The sequence below is a fragment of the Butyrivibrio sp. AE3003 genome (genome assembly GCF_000686065.1).
In the GTDB taxonomy this organism is placed as follows: Bacteria; Bacillota; Clostridia; order Lachnospirales; family Lachnospiraceae; genus Butyrivibrio; species Butyrivibrio hungatei_A.
In genome coordinates, this window is sequence record NZ_JMLX01000001.1 from 920,431 (window position 1) to 939,861 (window position 19,431).

Annotated in this window: 23 protein-coding genes; 21 read left to right on the forward strand and 2 right to left on the reverse strand. The window is 39.7% G+C overall.

Translation table 11 applies throughout. The annotated features are described in order from the left end of the window. From CD00_RS0104475 to rsfS, 19 genes are all read left to right on the forward strand, one after another. Complete coding sequence (locus tag CD00_RS0104475) at positions 1-618, forward strand: hypothetical protein (RefSeq protein WP_207640447.1); 618 nt, start codon at positions 1-3, stop codon at positions 616-618. 8 nt (positions 619-626) lie between these two features. Beyond that, positions 627-1,610 carry an RluA family pseudouridine synthase gene (locus CD00_RS17180; protein WP_051594078.1) on the forward strand — a complete coding sequence of 328 codons (984 nt, stop codon included), beginning with the start codon at positions 627-629 and terminating at the stop codon, positions 1,608-1,610. A gap of 46 nt (positions 1,611-1,656) precedes the next feature. Further along, complete coding sequence (locus CD00_RS0104485; RefSeq protein ID WP_026654856.1) at positions 1,657-2,193, forward strand: Holliday junction resolvase RecU; 537 nt, start codon at positions 1,657-1,659, stop codon at positions 2,191-2,193. A gap of 161 nt (positions 2,194-2,354) precedes the next feature. Then, positions 2,355-3,464, forward strand: coding sequence for an ATP phosphoribosyltransferase regulatory subunit (gene hisZ / locus CD00_RS0104490; RefSeq protein WP_026654857.1), 1,110 nt, complete (start codon positions 2,355-2,357; stop codon positions 3,462-3,464). 11 nt (positions 3,465-3,475) lie between these two features. Continuing rightward, positions 3,476-4,111: an ATP phosphoribosyltransferase gene (gene hisG, locus CD00_RS0104495; protein WP_026654858.1), complete on the forward strand. Its 636-nt coding sequence runs from the start codon at positions 3,476-3,478 to the stop codon at positions 4,109-4,111. 3 nt (positions 4,112-4,114) lie between these two features. Further along, positions 4,115-5,404 (forward strand): histidinol dehydrogenase, encoded by a 1,290-nt coding sequence (gene hisD, locus CD00_RS0104500; RefSeq protein ID WP_026654859.1) that lies wholly within the window; start codon positions 4,115-4,117, stop codon positions 5,402-5,404. A 183-nt stretch (positions 5,405-5,587) separates the two neighbouring features. Beyond that, on the forward strand, positions 5,588-6,178 hold the full coding sequence (hisB, locus tag CD00_RS0104505) for an imidazoleglycerol-phosphate dehydratase HisB (protein ID WP_026654861.1): 591 nt from the start codon (positions 5,588-5,590) through the stop codon (positions 6,176-6,178). 4 nt (positions 6,179-6,182) lie between these two features. After that, the gene (gene hisIE, locus CD00_RS20550) at positions 6,183-7,469 is read left to right on the forward strand and encodes a bifunctional phosphoribosyl-AMP cyclohydrolase/phosphoribosyl-ATP diphosphatase HisIE (RefSeq protein WP_026654862.1); all 1,287 of its coding nucleotides are present in this window, start codon (positions 6,183-6,185) and stop codon (positions 7,467-7,469) included. 9 nt (positions 7,470-7,478) lie between these two features. After that, positions 7,479-9,356, forward strand: coding sequence for a TIGR03960 family B12-binding radical SAM protein (locus CD00_RS0104515; RefSeq protein WP_026654863.1), 1,878 nt, complete (start codon positions 7,479-7,481; stop codon positions 9,354-9,356). A gap of 9 nt (positions 9,357-9,365) precedes the next feature. Next, the gene (locus CD00_RS0104520; RefSeq protein WP_026654864.1) at positions 9,366-10,094 is read left to right on the forward strand and encodes a TIGR03936 family radical SAM-associated protein; all 729 of its coding nucleotides are present in this window, start codon (positions 9,366-9,368) and stop codon (positions 10,092-10,094) included. After that, positions 10,087-11,259 carry a ribonuclease E/G gene (locus tag CD00_RS0104525; protein WP_026654865.1) on the forward strand — a complete coding sequence of 391 codons (1,173 nt, stop codon included), beginning with the start codon at positions 10,087-10,089 and terminating at the stop codon, positions 11,257-11,259. Before CD00_RS0104520 ends, CD00_RS0104525 begins: the two co-directional genes overlap by 8 nt. A gap of 86 nt (positions 11,260-11,345) precedes the next feature. After that, complete coding sequence (gene rplU / locus CD00_RS0104530; RefSeq protein WP_026654866.1) at positions 11,346-11,654, forward strand: 50S ribosomal protein L21; 309 nt, start codon at positions 11,346-11,348, stop codon at positions 11,652-11,654. A gap of 20 nt (positions 11,655-11,674) precedes the next feature. Next, positions 11,675-12,004 carry a ribosomal-processing cysteine protease Prp gene (locus CD00_RS0104535; RefSeq protein WP_026654867.1) on the forward strand — a complete coding sequence of 110 codons (330 nt, stop codon included), beginning with the start codon at positions 11,675-11,677 and terminating at the stop codon, positions 12,002-12,004. Between the two features lie 3 nt (positions 12,005-12,007). Continuing rightward, complete coding sequence (gene rpmA, locus CD00_RS0104540) at positions 12,008-12,295, forward strand: 50S ribosomal protein L27 (RefSeq protein WP_026654869.1); 288 nt, start codon at positions 12,008-12,010, stop codon at positions 12,293-12,295. Between the two features lie 81 nt (positions 12,296-12,376). Continuing rightward, positions 12,377-13,735, forward strand: a complete 1,359-nt coding sequence (obgE, locus tag CD00_RS17185; RefSeq protein WP_034461962.1) for a GTPase ObgE — start codon at positions 12,377-12,379, stop codon at positions 13,733-13,735. A 5-nt stretch (positions 13,736-13,740) separates the two neighbouring features. Next, entirely contained in the window at positions 13,741-14,049 is a 309-nt protein-coding gene (yhbY, locus tag CD00_RS0104550) for a ribosome assembly RNA-binding protein YhbY (RefSeq protein ID WP_026654870.1), read from the forward strand. Positions 14,050-14,077: 28 nt separating this feature from the next. Next, positions 14,078-14,686, forward strand: a complete 609-nt coding sequence (gene nadD / locus CD00_RS0104555; RefSeq protein WP_026654871.1) for a nicotinate-nucleotide adenylyltransferase — start codon at positions 14,078-14,080, stop codon at positions 14,684-14,686. Further along, positions 14,683-15,264 (forward strand): bis(5'-nucleosyl)-tetraphosphatase (symmetrical) YqeK, encoded by a 582-nt coding sequence (gene yqeK / locus CD00_RS0104560; protein ID WP_026654872.1) that lies wholly within the window; start codon positions 14,683-14,685, stop codon positions 15,262-15,264. The genes nadD and yqeK overlap by 4 nt, the downstream gene beginning before the upstream one ends. A 13-nt stretch (positions 15,265-15,277) precedes the next feature. Then, positions 15,278-15,640: a ribosome silencing factor gene (gene rsfS / locus CD00_RS0104565; RefSeq protein WP_175531788.1), complete on the forward strand. Its 363-nt coding sequence runs from the start codon at positions 15,278-15,280 to the stop codon at positions 15,638-15,640. An 85-nt stretch (positions 15,641-15,725) separates the two neighbouring features. Here the strand turns inward: rsfS and lexA are convergent, their stop codons facing one another. Next, entirely contained in the window at positions 15,726-16,346 is a 621-nt protein-coding gene (gene lexA / locus CD00_RS0104570; RefSeq protein ID WP_026654874.1) for a transcriptional repressor LexA, read from the reverse strand. A gap of 170 nt (positions 16,347-16,516) precedes the next feature. On the opposite strand from lexA, the gene CD00_RS19095 reads away from it, so the two are divergent. Next, positions 16,517-16,936, forward strand: coding sequence for a LysM peptidoglycan-binding domain-containing protein (locus tag CD00_RS19095; RefSeq protein ID WP_051198970.1), 420 nt, complete (start codon positions 16,517-16,519; stop codon positions 16,934-16,936). Positions 16,937-17,095: 159 nt separating this feature from the next. Further along, positions 17,096-18,331: a D-alanyl-D-alanine carboxypeptidase family protein gene (locus CD00_RS19100; protein WP_051594079.1), complete on the forward strand. Its 1,236-nt coding sequence runs from the start codon at positions 17,096-17,098 to the stop codon at positions 18,329-18,331. 80 nt (positions 18,332-18,411) lie between these two features. Here the strand turns inward: CD00_RS19100 and CD00_RS0104585 are convergent, their stop codons facing one another. Then, the gene (locus CD00_RS0104585) at positions 18,412-19,428 is read right to left on the reverse strand and encodes a tyrosine-type recombinase/integrase (protein ID WP_026654875.1); all 1,017 of its coding nucleotides are present in this window, start codon (positions 19,426-19,428) and stop codon (positions 18,412-18,414) included. Between the last annotated feature and the right edge of the window lie 3 nt (positions 19,429-19,431).

Genomic DNA, 19,431 nt, shown 5'->3' on the forward strand with positions numbered 1-19,431 from the left:
GTGAATAAATTGAATCTGCACAGAGTATATAAGGGCGAATTTGGTTATATCAAATACAGGAAAAATGCTGCGATTATCAGGACGGTGATAAGTCTTGCAATTACTGTCGGGATATACGTGGCTGGTCTTTGGAAATACGGCTCTCAAAAGAATGTAATGAGTATTATCGCGGCCCTCGGCTGTCTTCCTACGGGCTGGAGCGCAGTAAATATGATAATGTTCATTAAAGCAAAGGGCTGCATAGAGAGCGACAAAAATAAGATTGAAGCCTGCAGAGGCGGCCTTCTTATACACTACGATCATGTTATAACTTCTTATGACAAAAACTTCTATGTATCGGCATCAACTGTTCTTGATAAGAATATTTGCTGCTATTCATCTGATGAAGATATTGATGAGATTGACTGTGAGAAGCACATCAAGAAGATGATCGCTCAGAGCGGTTATTCAAACCACAGCATAAAGATATTTACAGATATTGATAAATTCTGCGACAGACTTACTCAGCTTGAGAAACTGCGCGCAGATAAGGGTATCGATCCTGTAGCTATTGAAGAGAGCTGGATTCCCGGAACAACACAAACTCCGGCATCAATTCTTTTGTCCATTTCATTATAAGGATAATCATGAAAGAAATTAAAATCGGAAATAATGCGGCTGGAAAGCGCCTGGACAGCTTCTTAAAAGGGTATCTTCCCGGAGCTGGCAGCGGATTTATCTATAAGATGCTGCGTAAAAAGAATATAACTCTTAACGGCAAGAAAGCCGATGGAACAGAGAAACTCAGAGAAAACGATCTTATTAAGATCTTTTTTTCTGATGAAACATTCGCGAAATTCAAAGTAAATTCTGACGCTATTAAGAGTTCTAAGAATTCTGAAAAAGAGATAGATCTTTCTAAATACGGGGATGTGAAGGTTGTCTATGAAGATGACAATATTCTTCTTGCTTCAAAGCCTGTAGGACTCCTTTCGCAAAAGAGTTCTCCTAAAGATATCAGTTTAAATGACTGGCTTATTGAATACCTTTTGTCCATGAACAGCGAAGCGACAAAAGAGCTTGATATCTACAAGCCGTCCATATGCAACAGGCTTGACCGAAATACAGGCGGAATCGTCATTTGCGCAAAGTCGCTTTCGGGCGCAAGGATAATGAATGCGCTTCTAAAGACCAGAAACCTTGATAAATATTATAGGACTATTGTTTCGGGCAATCTGTCTGAGAATATTTATCTGAAGGGATTTCTTTATAAAAACGAGAAGAAAAACAAAGTCTTTATAAAAAAAGACGATCCTCATGATGACAGATATTCTTATATAGAAACGGAAATTGTTCCGGTTAAATATAACAAAGATGCGGATCTTACAATGCTTGAAGTTAAGCTTATTACAGGAAAGCCACATCAGATAAGGGCGCATTTATCGAGTATAGGCCATCCGCTTATAGGCGATGTGAAATACGGAGGAAAGACGTACAAAGGAATTAATCATCAGCTTCTTTTTTGCTACAGGGTATGCTTTCCGGATGATATGCCCGATGAATTTGAAAATATCAGGGGAAGAGAGTTTAAGACTGATCTTCCCGATGTTTACGATAAATTTTTTGACTGATAAAAAGGCACTGCTGCGCAGATTCTTTGAATAAAAGGGGAAAAATATGCCTACATGGAAATCGAGGGGACTTCGAGGCTCGACTTTGGAAGAACTTATAAACAGGACTAACGAAAGATACAATGAGCTTTCGCTTGCGCTTATCCAGAAGATTCCGACTCCGATCACGCCTATAAAGATTGATAAGAGTACGAGGCATATCACGCTTGCTTATTTTGATCAAAAGAGTACCGTCGATTATATAGGCGTTGTGCAGGGAATTCCCGTTTGTTTTGATGCAAAAGAGTGCGCGGCTGAGACGTTTGCTCTCGAAAATATCCATCCTCATCAGGTTGAATTTATGAAAAACTTTGAAAAGCAGGAGGGAGTAGCTTTTTTTCTCATATATTACACAGGACTTAATGAATTTTATTATCTCCCGTTCAGAAAGCTGTATGAATTCTGGGAAAGAGCGGAGAACGGCGGAAGAAAAAGTTTCAGGCACGAGGAACTTGACGAAGATTATGTGATCAGATCTCCGGGTGAAAATGGTCTCCTTATTCCTTATCTGGAAGCACTCCAAAAAGACTTGGATGCCAGATAACAAAAGTGATTGACAGCTTTATAAAATTGATGTTAAACTCTGTAGTATAGTAATTAATTAGCACTGCGCAATACTAAAGTGAAAATATTTTTTACTGCGCGTCTCTAAAGTATATATAAAGATTTTTATTTAAAATGACATTTAAATTAAGCGAGGTTTTTATGAATAAAGTTCTTCTACATACTCCCGACGGAGTACGTGATATTTACGGTAGTGAATATAGCGACAGACTTATCGTTGAAAATAAGATTCATAACGTTATAAAGAGCTATGGTTACAGCGATATCGACACACCTACATTCGAGTTTTTTGATGTTTTTGCAGAGGAGATAAATGCTTCCGACGCACGTGAACTCTACAAGTTCTTTGATAAAGACGGAAATACATTGGTTTTAAGACCCGACTTCACACCTGCGATTGCAAGATGTGCATCAAAGGTGATGCTTGAAGATTCAAAGCCTGTCAGAGTATGCTACAACGGTAAGACTTTCCTTAATACATCAAGTCTTCAGGGTAAACTTAAAGAGAATAACAATATCGGTGTAGAGCTTATGAACGATTCATCTGTTTATGCCGATGCCGAGAATATAGCTCTTTTGATAGAGGCACTTAAGAGCACGGGACTTACAAATTTCCAGATCAGTATCGGTGATGCTGATTACTACAAGGGAATCTGCGAGGAAGCCGGAATTGATGCCGAGACTGAGGAAGAGATCAGAGAGCAGATTATCGACAAGAATATTTTTGCTGTTGAAGGAATTTTGAGCGAGAGAAACGTTCCTGAGAAATACCGCGGTCTTATCGGTAAGGTTGCTGAGTTTATCGGAACAGACAAGGCTCTTGATAAGGCACAAAGCGAAGTGAGCAATAAGCGTTCACTTGATGCGATAAAGAGACTTAAGGATCTCTACAGGGTTCTTACCAATTATGGTGTTGAAAAATATGTCTCTTTTGACCTTGGAATCCTCAGCAGATTCAATTATTACACAGGAGTGATCTTCCTTGCGTATACATACGGCGTGGGAGATGCTATTGCAAAAGGCGGAAGATACGACAATCTTCTCGGAAAGTACGGAGCAGATGCTCCTTCAATCGGATTCTCGATCATAATCGACGATCTTATGTCTGCGCTTTACAGACAGAATGCTACAGTTGAGCATGAATCTGAGCGCGTTGTAATCACATATAACGAGGATAATTTTGAAGAAATGCTCAGCAAAGCAAAAGAACTTAGACAAAATGGCACAAACGTTGCTTTGGAGGCAGAATGATCGGAGGAGACATGAGATACTTAACTTTTGCACTTGGAAAAGGCAGACTTGTTAAAGACACAATGGAACTTTTAAATAAATGCGGGATTGAATGCGAAGAAGTACTTGATAAAAAGACGAGAAAACTTATTTTTACCAATGAGGAACTCGGCCTCAAGTTCTTCCTTGCAAAAGGCCCCGATGTACCGACTTATGTTGAGTACGGAGCCGCAGACATCGGAATTATCGGTGCGGACACTATCCTGGAAGAAAACAGGCGCGTTTATGAGGTTTTGGACCTCGGATTCGGAAAATGCAGAATGTGTGTCTGCGGACCGCATGATGCGAAGCGTCTTTTGGAGCATCGTGAGATGATCCGTGTTGCGAGCAAATATCCCAATATCGCAAAGGATTACTTTTTTAACAAAAAGCATCAAACTGTAGATATTATCAAGCTTAACGGCTCTGTTGAACTTGGACCTATCGTTAATCTGTCGGATGTTATCGTGGATATAGTTGAAACAGGCTCTACGCTTAGAGAGAACGGACTTGAGGTTCTTGAAGAAATTTGTCCGTTGTCTGCAAGAGTGATCGTTAATCAGGTTAGCATGCAGATGGAAACCGAGCGAATCAGAAAGCTCATCAATGCTATGAAGGAGAATTTATAAGATATGCGTACATTAAAGCTTACAGAAGAAACACAGAGCGAACTCCTTGGAAATCTTTTAAACAGAAATCCCGGAAGCTACACAGAATATGAGATTATTGTTAATGATATAATTGATAACGTAAGGAAAAACGGCGATAAGGCTGTTTTCGAATACACTCTTAAGTTTGATAAGAGCGAACTCAGCGCTTCAAATATCAGGGTTACAGAGGACGAGATCAAGGCTGCTTACAAGGAACTTGATCCTAAGTTTGTTGAAGTAATGAAAAAGAGTGCCGAGAACATCCGCGTATTCCACGAGAAGCAGAAGAGAAATTCATGGATTGACACAAGAGAAGACGGAAGTATCCTCGGTCAGAGAATTCTTCCCATCGAGATTTCGGGTGTATACGTCCCCGGCGGTAAGGCTGCTTATCCTTCAAGCGTTCTTATGAATGTTGTTCCTGCCAAGGTTGCAGGCGTTGAGAGAATTGTTATGTGCACACCTCCCGGTAAAGACGGCAAGGTAAATGCGGGAACTTTAGTTGCTGCAGATATCGCAGGTGTTACAGAAGTTTACAAAGTTGGCGGAGCTCAGGCTATCGCCGCTATGGCATTTGGAACAGAGAGTATTCCCAAGGTTGATAAGATCACAGGTCCCGGAAATATCTTCGTAGCTCTTGCAAAAAAGGCATGTTTCGGACATGTTTCTATTGATTCTATCGCAGGCCCCAGTGAGATTCTTGTTGTTGCGGATGAGACCGCAAATGCAAGATACGTTGCCGCAGATCTTCTTTCACAGGCTGAACACGATGAACTTGCAAGTGCAATACTGGTTACTACTTCAGAGAAGCTTGCAAATGATGTTTCTGCAGAGATAGAAGGCTTTTTGAAGGAACTTTCAAGAACAGATATCATCAAGAAATCTCTTGATAATTACGGATATATTTTCATAGCGGATGATATGGATGCCGCTGTAGATGCAGCAAACGCGATCGCATCAGAGCACCTTGAGATCATTACAAAAGATCCGTATGAAGTTATGACAAAGATAAAGAATGCGGGAGCTATTTTCCTTGGAGCTTATTCTTCTGAGCCTCTCGGAGATTATTTTGCAGGCCCCAATCACATTCTTCCCACAAACAGGACGGCAAGATTCTTCTCACCTTTAAATGTTGACGATTTTATGAAGAAAACAAGCATCATTTCTTATTCGAGAGATGCTCTCAGCAAGGTTCACGAAGATATCGAACTATTTGCAAAAGAAGAAGGACTTACAGCACATGCAAACTCTATAGCTGTCAGATTTGAGTGATTTATTGCGACTGTTATTATATTGCATGATATCGTAAATATCGATAATACATATTTGCAATTGTATATAATTGTTTTAAAATTGCAAGTGTACTTTCTAAAAAGTCCATAAAATGCAAGTTTACGGTTTTCCGTACTCAAAAAACAACAACATTTTGTACTTAACTATAAGGAGACACAAGCTATGGATAACAGAATTGCAAGTGTTACCCGAAACACAAAAGAGACTCAGATTACTGTTACCATCAATATTGACGGAACAGGTACGAGTGATATTTCAACAGGAATCGGTTTTTTTGACCATATGCTCGAAGGATTTGCAAGACACGGTCTTTTTGACCTTACGGTGAAGGTTAAAGGCGACCTTGATGTCGACGGACACCACACGGTTGAGGATACCGGAATTGTGCTTGGACAGGCGATTCTTGAAGCTATCGGTGATAAAAAGGGCATAAAGAGATACGGAAGCAAGATCCTTCCTATGGATGAGACACTTGTAATGAGTGCTGTGGATCTTTGCGGAAGACCTTATTTTGTTATGGATGCCGAGTTTAATGCACCTATGGTCGGAGATTTCGATACACAGCTTGTAAGTGAGTTTTTCTATGCGGTTTCTTATGCTGCGATGATGAACATTCACCTCAGAGTGATAACAGGATATAACGAACACCACAAGATTGAAGCTATGTTCAAGGCTTTTGCCAAGTCGCTTGATGAAGCTACATGTTTCGATCCCAGAATAAAAGATGTACTTAGTACAAAAGGAGCCCTCTAATATTATGAATGACAATAAGAAATTTATTCCCTGCATTTATCTGTGTGAAAATAAGGCTTGGTCAGATTTTAAAAAATCAGATGTTATCAGTGAAGACCCTGCAGCCCTTGCTGAGGCTTATTCAGACGCGGGCGCAGATGAGATCATAGTCTTTGATCTTTCACCTGAGGGAGACGATAAACTCCATGAAGATTCACTTCATATGCTTCAGAAGATATGCAAAGCTGTAGACGTTGAAGTAATGGGTGCCGGAAACGTTAAGCGCATGGAGGATATCAAGAAGCTCATATACGCCGGATGCAAGAAAGCATTTCTTAATTATTCAAAAGAGGGCAACAGAGAAATCCTTAAAGAAGTTTCAAGCAAATTCGGAAAAGATAAGATAGGCATTTGCTACAGCAATCCTCAGGATATTACAGATGATATCGAAAATGTGGATGAGCTTGCTTCAGAGCTTATATTTATCGGAGATGAAGGTAAGTTTAAGACGAATTCTCTTTTACCCGTTGTATTATTCCTTGAAACTTGCGATGACAACGGCCTTGTAGAAAGTCTTAAGAATGAAAAAGTTCAGGGCGTTACAGGAACTTATGTAAATAAGAACTACGCAAAGATAAATGATTGGAAGGATGTCTGCAAGAGCGAGGGAATTCCGGTATTCAGACTTGAAGCTGCATTTTCATGGAATCAGCTCAAGCAGAATTCAGACGGAATGGTTCCGGTTGTTGTTCAGGATTACCGTACCGATCAGGTGCTTATGGTTGCCTATATGAACAAGGAAGCTTATAACACAACAATCAAGACAGGTAAGATGACATATTACAGCCGTAGCCGCAATGAGCTCTGGATAAAAGGCGAGACGAGCTCACATTATCAGTATGTGAAATCTCTTTACACAGATTGTGATTACGATACGATTCTTGCAAAGGTCAAGCAGATCGGAGCTGCATGTCATACAGGAAAGTACTCTTGTTTCTTTAATGAGATTGCAAGCAAGAACTATACGGAGAAGAATCCTCAGAAGGTTCTCGACAGCGTATACGATGTTATTAAAGACAGAAAGGTCAATCCCAGAGAGGGCTCTTATACAAATTACCTGTTTAACAAGGGCGTGGACAAGATTCTTAAGAAGCTCGGAGAAGAAGCTACAGAGATTGTTATTGCTTCAAAGAATCCCGAGAAAAAAGAAATTGTTTACGAAATTTCTGATTTCCTGTATCATATGATGGTCCTTATGGCTGAAAAAAATGTCAGCTGGGAGGATATTACCGACGAACTGTCAAGACGATAAGGGAAAAATATGAATTACAATTTAGCACTGTCAGATGACATACTTTTAAGTATCGAAAAACCTGAGAGATACATAGGAAACGAGGTCAACAGCATTACAAAGGATAAAAAAGCGGTTGATATTCGTTTCGCCATGTGTTTTCCTGATGTTTACGAGATTGGTATGTCACATCTGGGAATACAGATTTTATACGGAATGTTCAATTCTTTTGAGGATGTCTGGTGTGAGCGCGTTTATTCGCCGTGGCTCGACATGGATGAGGTCCTCAGAAAAGAGGACATTCCTCTTTTTGCGTTGGAATCTCAGGATCCTATCAAGGATTTTGACTTCCTTGGATTTACTTTGCAATATGAGATGTGTTACACAAATATTCTGCAGATTCTGGATCTTTCAAAGATTCCGCTCCTTGCAAAGGACAGGACATGGGACGATCCGATTGTCATAGGCGGAGGCCCGTGCACATACAATCCCGAGCCTATCGCAGACTTTTTTGACATATTCTATATAGGCGAAGGCGAGACAAGATACAGAGAGATCTTTGATTTTTATAAAAAGTGTAAGGCCGACGGAACTTCAAGGGAAGATTTCCTTCATGCGTGCGCAAAGATGCCCGGTATCTATGTTCCGGGGCTCTATAATGTTGAATATAAGGAAGATGGCACGATAAAGTCCATGCTTCCGATATACGATGATATTCCAAAAACCATTAAAAAAGAAATGTGTTTAGAAATATCAAATGTTTTTTACCCAACAAAGCCCGTTGTTCCTTATATCAAGATAACTCAGGACAGAGTTGTGCTCGAGATCATGAGAGGCTGTATCAGAGGCTGCAGATTCTGCCAGGCGGGACAGCTTTACAAGCCACTTAGGGAAAAAGATGTTGAGCACCTCAAGAAACTTGCGATAGAGTCATTAAAAAATACCGGTTATGAAGAAATTTCACTTAGTTCATTAAGTTCAAGTGATTATACCAAGCTCCCGGAGCTCATTGATTTCCTGATAAAGAGCTGTAATGAGAGAAAGGTAAACATTTCACTTCCGTCTCTTCGAATCGATGCGTTTTCTCTTGATGTAATGAGTAAGGTTCAGGATGTAAAAAAGAGCAGTCTTACATTTGCGCCCGAGGCCGGAACTCAGAGGATGAGAGACGTTATCAATAAGGGACTTACAGAAGAAGATATCTTAAGAGGCTCACACGAAGCGTTTCTCGGAGGTTGGAACAAGGTTAAGCTCTATTTCATGCTGGGACTTCCGACAGAAACCGATGAAGATATACTCGGAATCGGCGAAATAGCCAATAAAGTCGCCGCCGAGTATTTTGATACCGTTCCGAAGGAAAGAAGAAACGGAAGGACCATTGATATTGTTGCAAGTACGTCTTTCTTTGTTCCCAAGCCGTTTACTCCGTTCCAGTGGGCGCCTATGAATACAAAGGAAGAATTCCTTGAAAAGGCAAATAAGACAAGAAAAGGCATTATGTCCCAGCTTAACCAGAAGCATATTAAGTACAACTGGCACGAAGCTGATGCAAGTATGATGGAAGGTGTTCTTGCAAGAGGAGACAGAAAGCTTTGCAACGTTATTCTTAAAGCTTATCAAAAAGGCTGTATTTTTGATGCATGGGGAGAATATTTCAAATTCGACGTATGGATGGATACCTTTAAGGAATGCGGAGTTGATCCTATGTTCTATACAGTCAGGGAAAGAGGCGACGACGAGGTTTTTCCTTGGGATATATTAAACTGCGGAGTCACTAAAGATTTCCTTCTTCGCGAATGGAAAAATGCGCTTGCCGGCAATAAATCAAGCAATTGCAGAAACGGCTGTCTTGGCTGCGGAGCCGCATCATACGGTGTCGGAGTCTGCTTTGAGAACAAAAAGGGATAATAAGTTTAAATGAATAAATTACGTCTTAAATTTTCCAAAAACGGCCCGATCAAATTTATCGGCCATCTTGATGTTATGAGATACTTTCAGAAGGCTATCAGAAGAGCTGAGGTTGATATCAAGTATTCTGAAGGTTTCAGCCCGCATCAGATCATATCTTTTGCCCAGCCTCTCAGTGTAGGCGCGACAAGCGACGGTGAATACATGGATATTTCCGTAAATAGCATGGTTAGCGCCGAAGATATTATGAACAGATTAAACTCTGTCATGAACGAGGGAATCGAAATCATCGCTATAAGAGAGCTTTCGGATAACGATGAGAAGGCGATGACCGCTGCATATGCCGCAAAATACAGGATCTCTTTCAGAGAAAAATTCATGCCTACATATGACTGGATTGAGAAATTCAGAGAATATCTGGCGCTTGATAAACTTCCTGCCATGAAGAAGACCAAAAAGGGCGAAAAAGAAATTGATATGAAGCCCTTGATATTTGATTTTTCTTTTAACAAGGAAGAAAGATACATTGAGCTCTTGCTCAGCATGAGCAGCAGTGCGACTTTAAAGCCGGCGCTTTTGTTACAGGGCTTTTTTGACCATATCAAAGAGGAACTTGCTCCTCACGCCATGGCTATACACAGGCTCGATATCTACAGATATGTTGAGAATGACGGAAAACCTTATATTGAGCCATTTATAACAGATGATATCCAAAAGAGGTTTTATTTAAATGTCTGAGATCATAGTTTCCGAATATTTAAATACGCCGGTCGTTACTGCGTTTATAGGCAACAAGATGGAGTTTCTTTCTTTTGTAAGAGAGAACGAACTTGGAAACATATATGTCGCAAAAGTCGATCATATAGTTAAAAATATCGGCGCAGCATTTGTCAGGTACGATAAGGACAAGACCGGATATCTACCGCTCAAAAACATAACAGGCGCTTGCGTTATAGGCCGCGCATTTGGAAGCGATGATACTCTGAAAAACGGTGACGACGTTATTGTTCAGGTTGAATCTGAGGCTGTAAAGACCAAGAAGACCAAGCTTACGACAAATCTTTCTGTTTCGGATGATTATGTTGCCGTGACCCTCGGAAAATACGGCGTCGGTTCATCAATAAAGTTATCCGACAATATCAGAGCGCTTCTTTCCGATAAGATAAAGGCTGATTATGAAAACATAATGGATGAGTACCGCGAGAAGCTTTCGGATACGACGGCAGGGATCATCATAAGAACGAAGTCTTCCGAAATAGCAGATGAAGAAGCGTGTGATGTGATCGAAGCTTCATTTAAAACTTGTCTTGATAAACTTGCGGATATTCTTTCAGAAGGAAGAAACAGAACGCTATACAGTTGCATTCACAGATCCGATAGCGGAAGTACCGGGCAGCTCATAGAAAATGCCGAAGCTTTCCTTAAGATCAGAGGCGAAACGGAATTCTCTGTTATAGAAGATACGGGCATTCATGGGATAAAGTCGGCGATTGAAGATTTGAAACACCGCAAAGTCTGGCTTAAGAGCGGAGCATATATCATAATTGAGCAGCTTGAGAGCTTTAATGCGATTGATGTAAATACAGGTAAGGCCATTAAGGGAAAAGATGACATAGCCTTTAAGGTAAACCTTGAAGCGGTAAATGAGATATTCAGGCAAATTCGCCTTAGGAATCTCACAGGAATGATCCTCATCGATTTTATCAATATGAACGACGAGGAAAAATACGAAGAATTGATACATAAAGTTAAAGCCTTTTGCAAATATGAACAGGTACATACGGTTTTCATAGATGTGACGGGGCTTGGCATTATGGAGCTTACTCGAAACAAAAACGATAAAACGTTAAAAGAAATATTGAAGGATGTCGAAAAAGCTGTTGACAACAGTATTTATCAGTGATATTATATCTTGGTATGCCGCATAACTAGGCTTAAGTGGTTTTATCCCGCCAAAGTTAGCGAGTTTTTTGAAGAAGGAGGTAACTTATGTACGCAATTATTGTAACTGGTGGAAAGCAGTACAAAGTTTCCGAGGGCGATGAGATCAAAGTAGAGAAGCTTGATGTAGAGCCCGGAAAAGAAGTAACATTTGACAATGTTATTGCAGTAAATGATGACAAGGCACTTAAGGTTGCCGGCGATGTTAGCGGAGCTAAGGTTAGCGGAACAGTTGTTGAGCAGGGCCGTGCTAAGAAGGTTGTTGTTTACAAGTACAAGAGAAAGACTGGCTATCACAAGAAGAATGGTCACAGACAGCCTTTCACACTTGTTAAGATTAACAAGATCACTATGTAATTTATTTACAAAGCGGAATAATGACTACTATTACAATTACCAAATCTATGGCAGATTCATATAAGAGAATTGAGTGTAGCGGACATGCAGGTTTTGCCGACAGCGGCGAAGATATTGTATGTGCTGCGATATCTGTTCTTACGATAAATCTTATCAATTCGCTTGAAAGATTTACCGAGGATAGATTTACTTGTGATCAGAATGAAGATGACGGGTACATTTCAATCTCCTTTGAACAAGAGCCTTCAAAGGACGCGGATTTACTTCTAAAATCCTATGAACTTGGTGTTAATAGTATATTCCGAGAGTACGGTAAGAGATTTTTGAACATTAAATTTAGGAGGGAATAAGTCATGTTGAATATGAACCTTCAATTTTTTGCTCATAAGAAGGGTGTAGGATCAACCAAGAACGGTAGAGATTCAGAATCCAAGAGACTTGGAGCAAAAAGAGCTGACGGACAGTTCGTTAAGGCCGGTAATATTTTATACAGACAGCGTGGAACACACATTCATCCCGGTGTAAATGTTGGAATCGGTAGCGATGACACATTATACGCACTTGTTGATGGTGTTCTTAGATTTGAGCGCAAGGGCAGAGATAAAAAGCAGGCTAGCGTTCATCCTGTAGAGAATAAGTAATTTAACTAAACGGGCTTCAAACTAAAATGTTTGAAGCCCATATTTTTAATCTTAGGAAATTTATCCGAAAGGAATTTGATTATGCCGGTATTTGTAGATAAAGCAAAAATCTTTATACAAAGCGGAAAAGGCGGAGACGGACACGTTTCGTTTCGAAGAGAGAAATATGTGCCTAACGGCGGCCCCGATGGCGGTGACGGCGGAAAAGGCGGCGATATAATTTTTGTCGTAGATGAAGGAATCAATACACTTGCAGACTTTCATTACGGCGGTAAATATAAAGCACAAAACGGTCAGGACGGAAACAAGAGACGTTGCCACGGTAAAAATGGCGAGGATTTATATATAAAAGTTCCTGAAGGAACAGTTATTAAAGAGGCAAATACCGGAAAGGTAATTGCCGATATGAGCGGAGAAAACAAGAAGGTTGTTGTATTAAAAGGCGGAAGAGGCGGAAACGGTAATATGCACTATGCAACTTCCACCATGCAGGCACCAAAATACGCTCAGCCCGGTCAGCCGGCACTTATGCTTGAAGTTATGCTCGAGCTTAAGGTCATTGCTGACGTAGGACTTGTAGGATTCCCAAATGTTGGAAAATCAACTTTTTTGTCCAAGGTATCCAATGCAAAGCCCAAGATTGCGAATTATCACTTCACCACATTGTCACCAATGCTCGGTGTTGTCGATCTTTCTGATGCAAGAGGTTTTGTTGTTGCGGATATTCCGGGACTTATTGAGGGAGCTTCAGAAGGACTGGGACTTGGACACGAGTTTTTGAGACATATTGAGCGAACCCGAATGATGATCCATGTTGTAGATGCGGCATCTACTGAAGGCCGCGATCCAATGGAAGATATTGAAGCGATCAATGCGGAGCTTAAGAACTACAATGCAGATATATCAAGCAAACCTCAGGTAATCGCAGCAAATAAGATCGATATGCTTCCCGATGGCGAAGATTCGGACATCATTAAGAAGATAAGAGAGAAGTACGAGCCTCTCGGAGTAAAGGTTTTTGCCACATCGACACTAACTGGAAAAGGCATTAAGGAACTGCTATACTATGTAAGTAGGACCCTTGATGAACTTCCAAAAGATGCTGTTGTATTCAAGCAGGAATTCTTCCCAGAGACTATGGCCCGTGATACTGATGAAGCATTTACGGTAACATATGATAGCGATGAGAAAGAATTTGTCATTGAAGGACCTAAGATTGAGAAGATGCTTGGTTACACCAACCTTGAATCCGAAAAGGGATTTGCATTCTTCCAGAACTTCCTCAAGGACAACAGAATTCTTGACGAGCTCGAGAAACTCCATATTAACGAAGGTGATACCGTCAGAATGTACGGATACAGCTTTGAATACTATCGCAATGCGGATACTGTTCCTGCTAACGATACAGATGAATATGACGATGAAGAGGATGAAACATAATGACTTTGACAAGTAAACAAAGAGCATATTTAAAGAGCCTTGCGGCTGACCTTGATCCTGTTTTTCAGATAGGGAAGTCAACTGTGACTCCCGAAATAATAGATGCTATTGCTGAAACATTCAATACACACGAGCTTGTAAAGATTACAGTTTTGAAGAACTGCATGGATGACGTGTCAAATGTTGCGATAATGGTTTCAGAAAGAACACGTTCGGATCTTGTACAGGTTATCGGAAGAAAATTTGTTTTATACAAGCCTTTCAAGGATGAACCAAAGATTGTTTTACCTAGAACCAAGAAGGCTATAAATTGATATTTTTTATCATTACGGAGGCACTCTTATGGCTGGCAGAAAGATCGGTATTCTTATTGGAAATTTTGATCCCATTCACTACGGACATCTTCTTTTGGGAGAAGCCGCAAGGGAGCAATATGGTTTGGACAGAGTAATTTTTATTCCCGAAAAACTTGCTCATCTTATGAAGGGCAATAATTTATCATCAGGCGATATCAGATATAACATGGTCAAGATGGCAATTAAAGACAATCCGTATTTTACATGTTCAAGAATTGAGATTGATAAGCCCAAAGGAACCTATACATACGATGTGATCAAGGACTTAAAGGGAATGTATCCCGGCGATGAATTGTATCTGATACTTGGCGGAGACGCCGTCGTCGATATAGAGACCTGGTATAATTCAAAAGAGCTTTTGCAGTCATGCACCATTTTAGCTGCCGTAAGAGATAATCATGATGTGGCTGCACTTGATAATGTGAGAAGAAAGCTGCTTAAACAGTACGATGTTGATATTCAGCTACTTACTTTTAACAGAGTGGACATTTCGTCTCAGGAGATCAGAAAAAGAGTGCGAACGGGCAGAAGCATTAAATATATGGTTCCAAAAGAGTGTATAGAGTTTATTTGTTTAAAAGGATTATATAAATGAAGACCTTGGAAATTACTCAGAAGCTTAGAAAAGAACTCGAAAAGGAATTAAAGCCCGACAGATACGATCACACATTGGGAGTTGCCTATACAAGCGCATCTCTTGCGATGGTACACGGTGCAAATGTTGATAAAGCACTTATAGCAGGCTTCTTGCACGATTGCGCCAAATGCTTGTCTCACGATGAACAGCTTAGTATATGTGAAAAAAACAATATAGAAGTCACCGATGTAGAAAGAAGAAACCATTCACTTCTTCATGCAAAGGCAGGAATCTATATAGCAAGCACCAAATATGAAGTTCGCGATCCCGAGATATTAAATGCAATAAGATATCACACAACAGGAAGGGAAAATATGTCTCTTCTTGAAAAAATCGTATATATCGCGGATTTCATAGAGCCGAACAGAAAGCCTTTAGATGATATGAATATAATCAGAAAAGAAGCTTTTGAAGACTTAGACAAGTGTCTTGCGCATATATTGCATAATTCGATCATTTATTTAAGGACCATAGGTAAAGAGTGCGATGATACCACCATGAAAGCTTATGAGTTCTATAAGAAATACTATAATTAAGAACGAGGTGAATATGTCAGATATTGAGAACTCAAAGAAAATGGCTTTGATGGCGATGGAAGCATTGGAAGACAGAAAAGGAATTGATGTTCACGCCATTGATATAAGCGAAATTTCTACACTTGCAGATTACTTTATCATTGCAAACGGAACCAACTCCAGTCAGGTTCAGGCAATGGCAGACAGCGTTCAGGATGCTCTCGGAAGAGCCGGATTCCTCACAAAGAACGTTGAGGGCTATGAATCAGCCAATTGGATTCTTCTTGATTTCGGCGATATTATTGTTCATGTTTTTGACAGCGAGAACAGAGTATTTTACGATCTTGAGAGAATATGGCGCGATGGAAAGCCGATAGAGAAAGACAGTCTTAACTGATCATTCTAATTTAACAGCGAAATAAAACGGTCGGACTGATTCTGATATGAATCAATCCGACCGTTATCTATATACTTTTCTTGTTTTATCTGTAAAATCTCATTACACCGAATACTTTCCCAAGAATCTTGCAGTCATCAACGATTATAGGATCCATAGTATCGTTTTCAGGCTGAAGTCTGATGCGATTGTTCTCTTTATAAAAAGTCTTAACGGTAGCGGAATCATCGATAAGAGCTACAACCTGGTCGCCGTTCTTGGCAGTATTGCAGACCTCAACAAAGATCTGATCTCCATTATATATTCCGGCGTTGATCATTGAATCGCCTTTTACATTCAGTATAAATGCATCAGAGCCCTTAGGGCACATTGAAGCTGGAATCGGAATGTAAGAATCGATATTTTCTTCCGCAAGGATAGGAGTACCTGCAGCAACCTGGCCTACGACAGGAATACTGACAATTTCCGTCCTTATCATATTGAAACTGTCATCACAGATAGTGATAGCACGCGGCTTGGTGGGGTCGCGCTTTATATATCCCTTTTTCTCCAGATTACCGAGATGTGTGAAAACAGAAGATGTTGATTTAAGATTGACCGCAGCGCAAATATCGCGAACTGACGGAGGAAAGCCTTTTGTTAATGTCTCTTCCTTGATATAATCGAGGATCTTTTCCTGAATTGGTGTAAGTTTGCTCTTGTCCATAATAACCTCCTAATCTAATCCAAGTATATCATAGAGAAATTCAAAACACAAATATTTGTTCGCGAAAATATGTTCTGATTTTTCTTGACAAGCGAATGTTTGTTCGATATCATGATAACAGAACGGTTGTTCGCAAATATTTGTTCGTATTATACTGAGAGGTGAAAATTATGAGCGAAGCAATGAGGATAGCAGCAAGTTTATACAATGATCCGAGATATTTCAGTAAGAGTGAGATCAGAATCAGGAATAATAAGATACGACGTAAAAATATTGTCAGAAGGCAGTTTGTTATGCTTATGGCTGTCGTATCTGCATTGATTTTCATCATAATGTTTAATTTGTCAACTTTTAATTCAGATGCGCAGTCAGATACATATACACCCGAATATAAATATTATAAGTCAATAACCGTCAATTACGGTGACAGCCTTTGGACAATAGCCGGAGACATGTATTCATCCGAGCACTACAATGATATGAATGATTATATTGATGAAGTTTGCAATATTAACAATCTTGCGGATGCATCGGAATTAATTGCCGGAGATTCATTGATAGTTCCGTATTATTCAACAGAATTTAAGTAAAATTTACCAAATTTACAGAAAAATCGTCCATAAAATTCAAGTTTTATCTGCATGTAAGTTTTTTTTTGCATTATTTTGTAGCTTTTTCCACTTGAACAAATAGATAAAAAAATGATAACATTTAGTTGTTGTATTTTTTTATAGGGTGGATTTAGTAATTTGAGAAATAGCAGAAAAAGAAGACGTTCTTTAGGGAGAAGAACTTACAGAAAAAGAAACGGTCAAAGACTGTCCGTTAGAGAATATAAATTAAGAAGAAGAAAAGAAATACTTGTACATACAGCTTCACTGGCAGCCGGAGTTGCAATACTCGTAACAGTTTTTGTATTTATCATGAGCAAGGTCCATATAACCTTACCAAAGGACGGACCGTTTGATACTTTCACCGAGCAAGGGGACGATGATGAGGCATCACATGATATTGTTGATACAGAAATAAAAGAAGTCGAGTTAAATCCTTTCTTGGAAAAATCCGAGGATGCACGTGCCTTCTTTAAGGGCTATAAAGTTGATTATATGGAGACTAATGTTGCCCATCTAAACAGCAATAACAAAGATAAAGAAGACTATGTAGACAGTTCGTATGCCGTTCTTCTTGATCTTGATACAGGAAAAGTAATTGCCGGAAGAGGCGCCAAGACAAGAATGTTCCCGGCATCGATGACCAAGATATTAACTCTTTTGGTTGCTGCCGAACACATAAAAAGTCTTGATGACGAGTATGAAATAAATGAAGGCATAGTACAATATGTCTTAGAAAACGACTGTAGTAACGTTGGTCTTGAAGCCGGTGACAAACAGACCGTTCGCGATCTTATGTACGGTACGATTCTTAAATCCGGTGCTGATGCAGCGATTGGGCTTGCCGAATATGTTGCAGGATCTCAAGAGGCTTTTGTAGAGCTTATGAACCAGAAAGTTGCAGAGCTCGGCCTTTCAAGTTCGGCACATTTCACTAACTGTGTCGGTATTTTTGATGAAGACCTCTATTGTACACCTTTAGATATAGCAATTATTCTTAAGGCTGCTGAAGAGAACAAGCTTTGTAATGAAGTTCTACACACAAAAACGTATACTACTTCGCCTACAAAAGCTGCTCCGAACGGAATAAGCATTAGTAACTTGTTTATCAGAAGAATAGAAGATAAAGATACCTTGGGTACTGTACTTGGTGCAAAGACCGGATATGTACACCAGGCCGGATCATGTGCGGCCAGTTATGAAGTGTCTGCGCAGGGAAAACACTATATATGTGTTACTGCGAAAGCATATAGTTCATGGAGATGCATATATGATCATGTAGCTATTTACACTACTTTTGTAGACAAAACTCCCGAAGAAATCGCCAACGAAAACAAAGATAATATTGAAGCAAGTAATGAAGCATTAAAATAAATAAAACAAAACTGCTTGGGGAAAATTTCTCAAGCAGTTTTTCTTACATAACTTCATACTTTAAAACAAATATATAAATATCATCGCAATCCCTGTAGCAATGAACGTGATTCCTTCATGGCTGTATCAGAGGCTTTTGCATATATATTTGTCGTCTGAATGCTCTTATGGTTCATTTTTTTCTTAAGAAGCAGAATATCATTGTCACTTGCAGCATAAAAGCTCATCGCAAAGCTGGATCTTAATTTGTGCGGAGATATAATCCTTGCTTTTTCCGGCAGGCACACAGAAACATATTTCTTTACAAGAATCTCAACCGCACGCACTCCCAGTCTGTTGCCGGAAGTAGTAGTGAAAGCAGGAAATCTAAGATTCTTGGAGGTCAATCCAAATTTGGCCTTCTGTGAAGTAAAGTAAATCTCCAGATAATCGCGACATTCATCGGAATAGTAGATTACCTGCGTATCGCCGCCTTTTCTTGTGACAACAACACTGCATTCTTCAAGATTAAAGTCGATAATATCCGTATCAAGCATCTCGGAAACACGAAGGCCGGTATCCAGAAGTAATATGAACATGGCCGAATCTCTGTCAGCATAGATATAATGGACCTTTGCGACAGAATCATGAAGATTCGTCCCGTGCCTTACAGTATCAAGAAGAACGCGTTGTTCGTTGTTTGTTAAATAAATAACATCCTTGTTTGGAATTTTTATTGTCTTCGTAGCTGCAATCGGATTACGGGACATTTTGCCCGTAGCTACAAAGAAGCCGTACATACTGGATAATGAAGCACGTTTTCTTTTTACGGTTGATTCCTTGTGATTTCCGGAAAGCGTTGTCAGGAATCTGTTTATATCAAGAATTTCTATGTTGGCCACGTCATCTATTGACAGATCCTTAATGTTTTTATCACAATGCTTTGGAAGGAAACTTACAATAAATTCAAGATAGACCTTTATGTCACGACAATATTCGAGTTTGGTCGCATAATTTTCGACACGCCCGAAGTTGTATATGAAATCAGAAACAAACTCAGGCATTTCACTTAAAAGCTCATTGATTTTATCAGAGTATTGTTTTTTGTTATCAGGCATATT

Excerpts from the sequence above, each read along its gene's own strand:
- CD00_RS17180 (WP_051594078.1), top strand. The coding sequence starts at position 627 with ATGAAAGAAATTAAAATCGGAAATAATGCGGCTGGAAAGCGCCTGGAC.
- CD00_RS0104485 (WP_026654856.1), top strand. The coding sequence starts at position 1,657 with ATGCCTACATGGAAATCGAGGGGACTTCGAGGCTCGACTTTGGAAGAA.
- hisZ (WP_026654857.1), top strand. The coding sequence starts at position 2,355 with ATGAATAAAGTTCTTCTACATACTCCCGACGGAGTACGTGATATTTAC.
- hisG (WP_026654858.1), top strand. The coding sequence starts at position 3,476 with ATGAGATACTTAACTTTTGCACTTGGAAAAGGCAGACTTGTTAAAGAC.
- hisD (WP_026654859.1), top strand. The coding sequence starts at position 4,115 with ATGCGTACATTAAAGCTTACAGAAGAAACACAGAGCGAACTCCTTGGA.
- hisB (WP_026654861.1), top strand. The coding sequence starts at position 5,588 with ATGGATAACAGAATTGCAAGTGTTACCCGAAACACAAAAGAGACTCAG.
- hisIE (WP_026654862.1), top strand. The coding sequence starts at position 6,183 with ATGAATGACAATAAGAAATTTATTCCCTGCATTTATCTGTGTGAAAAT.
- CD00_RS0104515 (WP_026654863.1), top strand. The coding sequence starts at position 7,479 with ATGAATTACAATTTAGCACTGTCAGATGACATACTTTTAAGTATCGAA.
- CD00_RS0104520 (WP_026654864.1), top strand. The coding sequence starts at position 9,366 with ATGAATAAATTACGTCTTAAATTTTCCAAAAACGGCCCGATCAAATTT.
- CD00_RS0104525 (WP_026654865.1), top strand. The coding sequence starts at position 10,087 with ATGTCTGAGATCATAGTTTCCGAATATTTAAATACGCCGGTCGTTACT.
- rplU (WP_026654866.1), top strand. The coding sequence starts at position 11,346 with ATGTACGCAATTATTGTAACTGGTGGAAAGCAGTACAAAGTTTCCGAG.
- CD00_RS0104535 (WP_026654867.1), top strand. The coding sequence starts at position 11,675 with ATGACTACTATTACAATTACCAAATCTATGGCAGATTCATATAAGAGA.
- rpmA (WP_026654869.1), top strand. The coding sequence starts at position 12,008 with ATGTTGAATATGAACCTTCAATTTTTTGCTCATAAGAAGGGTGTAGGA.
- obgE (WP_034461962.1), top strand. The coding sequence starts at position 12,377 with ATGCCGGTATTTGTAGATAAAGCAAAAATCTTTATACAAAGCGGAAAA.
- nadD (WP_026654871.1), top strand. The coding sequence starts at position 14,078 with ATGGCTGGCAGAAAGATCGGTATTCTTATTGGAAATTTTGATCCCATT.
- yqeK (WP_026654872.1), top strand. The coding sequence starts at position 14,683 with ATGAAGACCTTGGAAATTACTCAGAAGCTTAGAAAAGAACTCGAAAAG.
- rsfS (WP_175531788.1), top strand. The coding sequence starts at position 15,278 with ATGTCAGATATTGAGAACTCAAAGAAAATGGCTTTGATGGCGATGGAA.
- lexA (WP_026654874.1), bottom strand. The coding sequence starts at position 16,346 with ATGGACAAGAGCAAACTTACACCAATTCAGGAAAAGATCCTCGATTAT.
- CD00_RS19095 (WP_051198970.1), top strand. The coding sequence starts at position 16,517 with ATGAGCGAAGCAATGAGGATAGCAGCAAGTTTATACAATGATCCGAGA.
- CD00_RS0104585 (WP_026654875.1), bottom strand. The coding sequence starts at position 19,428 with ATGCCTGATAACAAAAAACAATACTCTGATAAAATCAATGAGCTTTTA.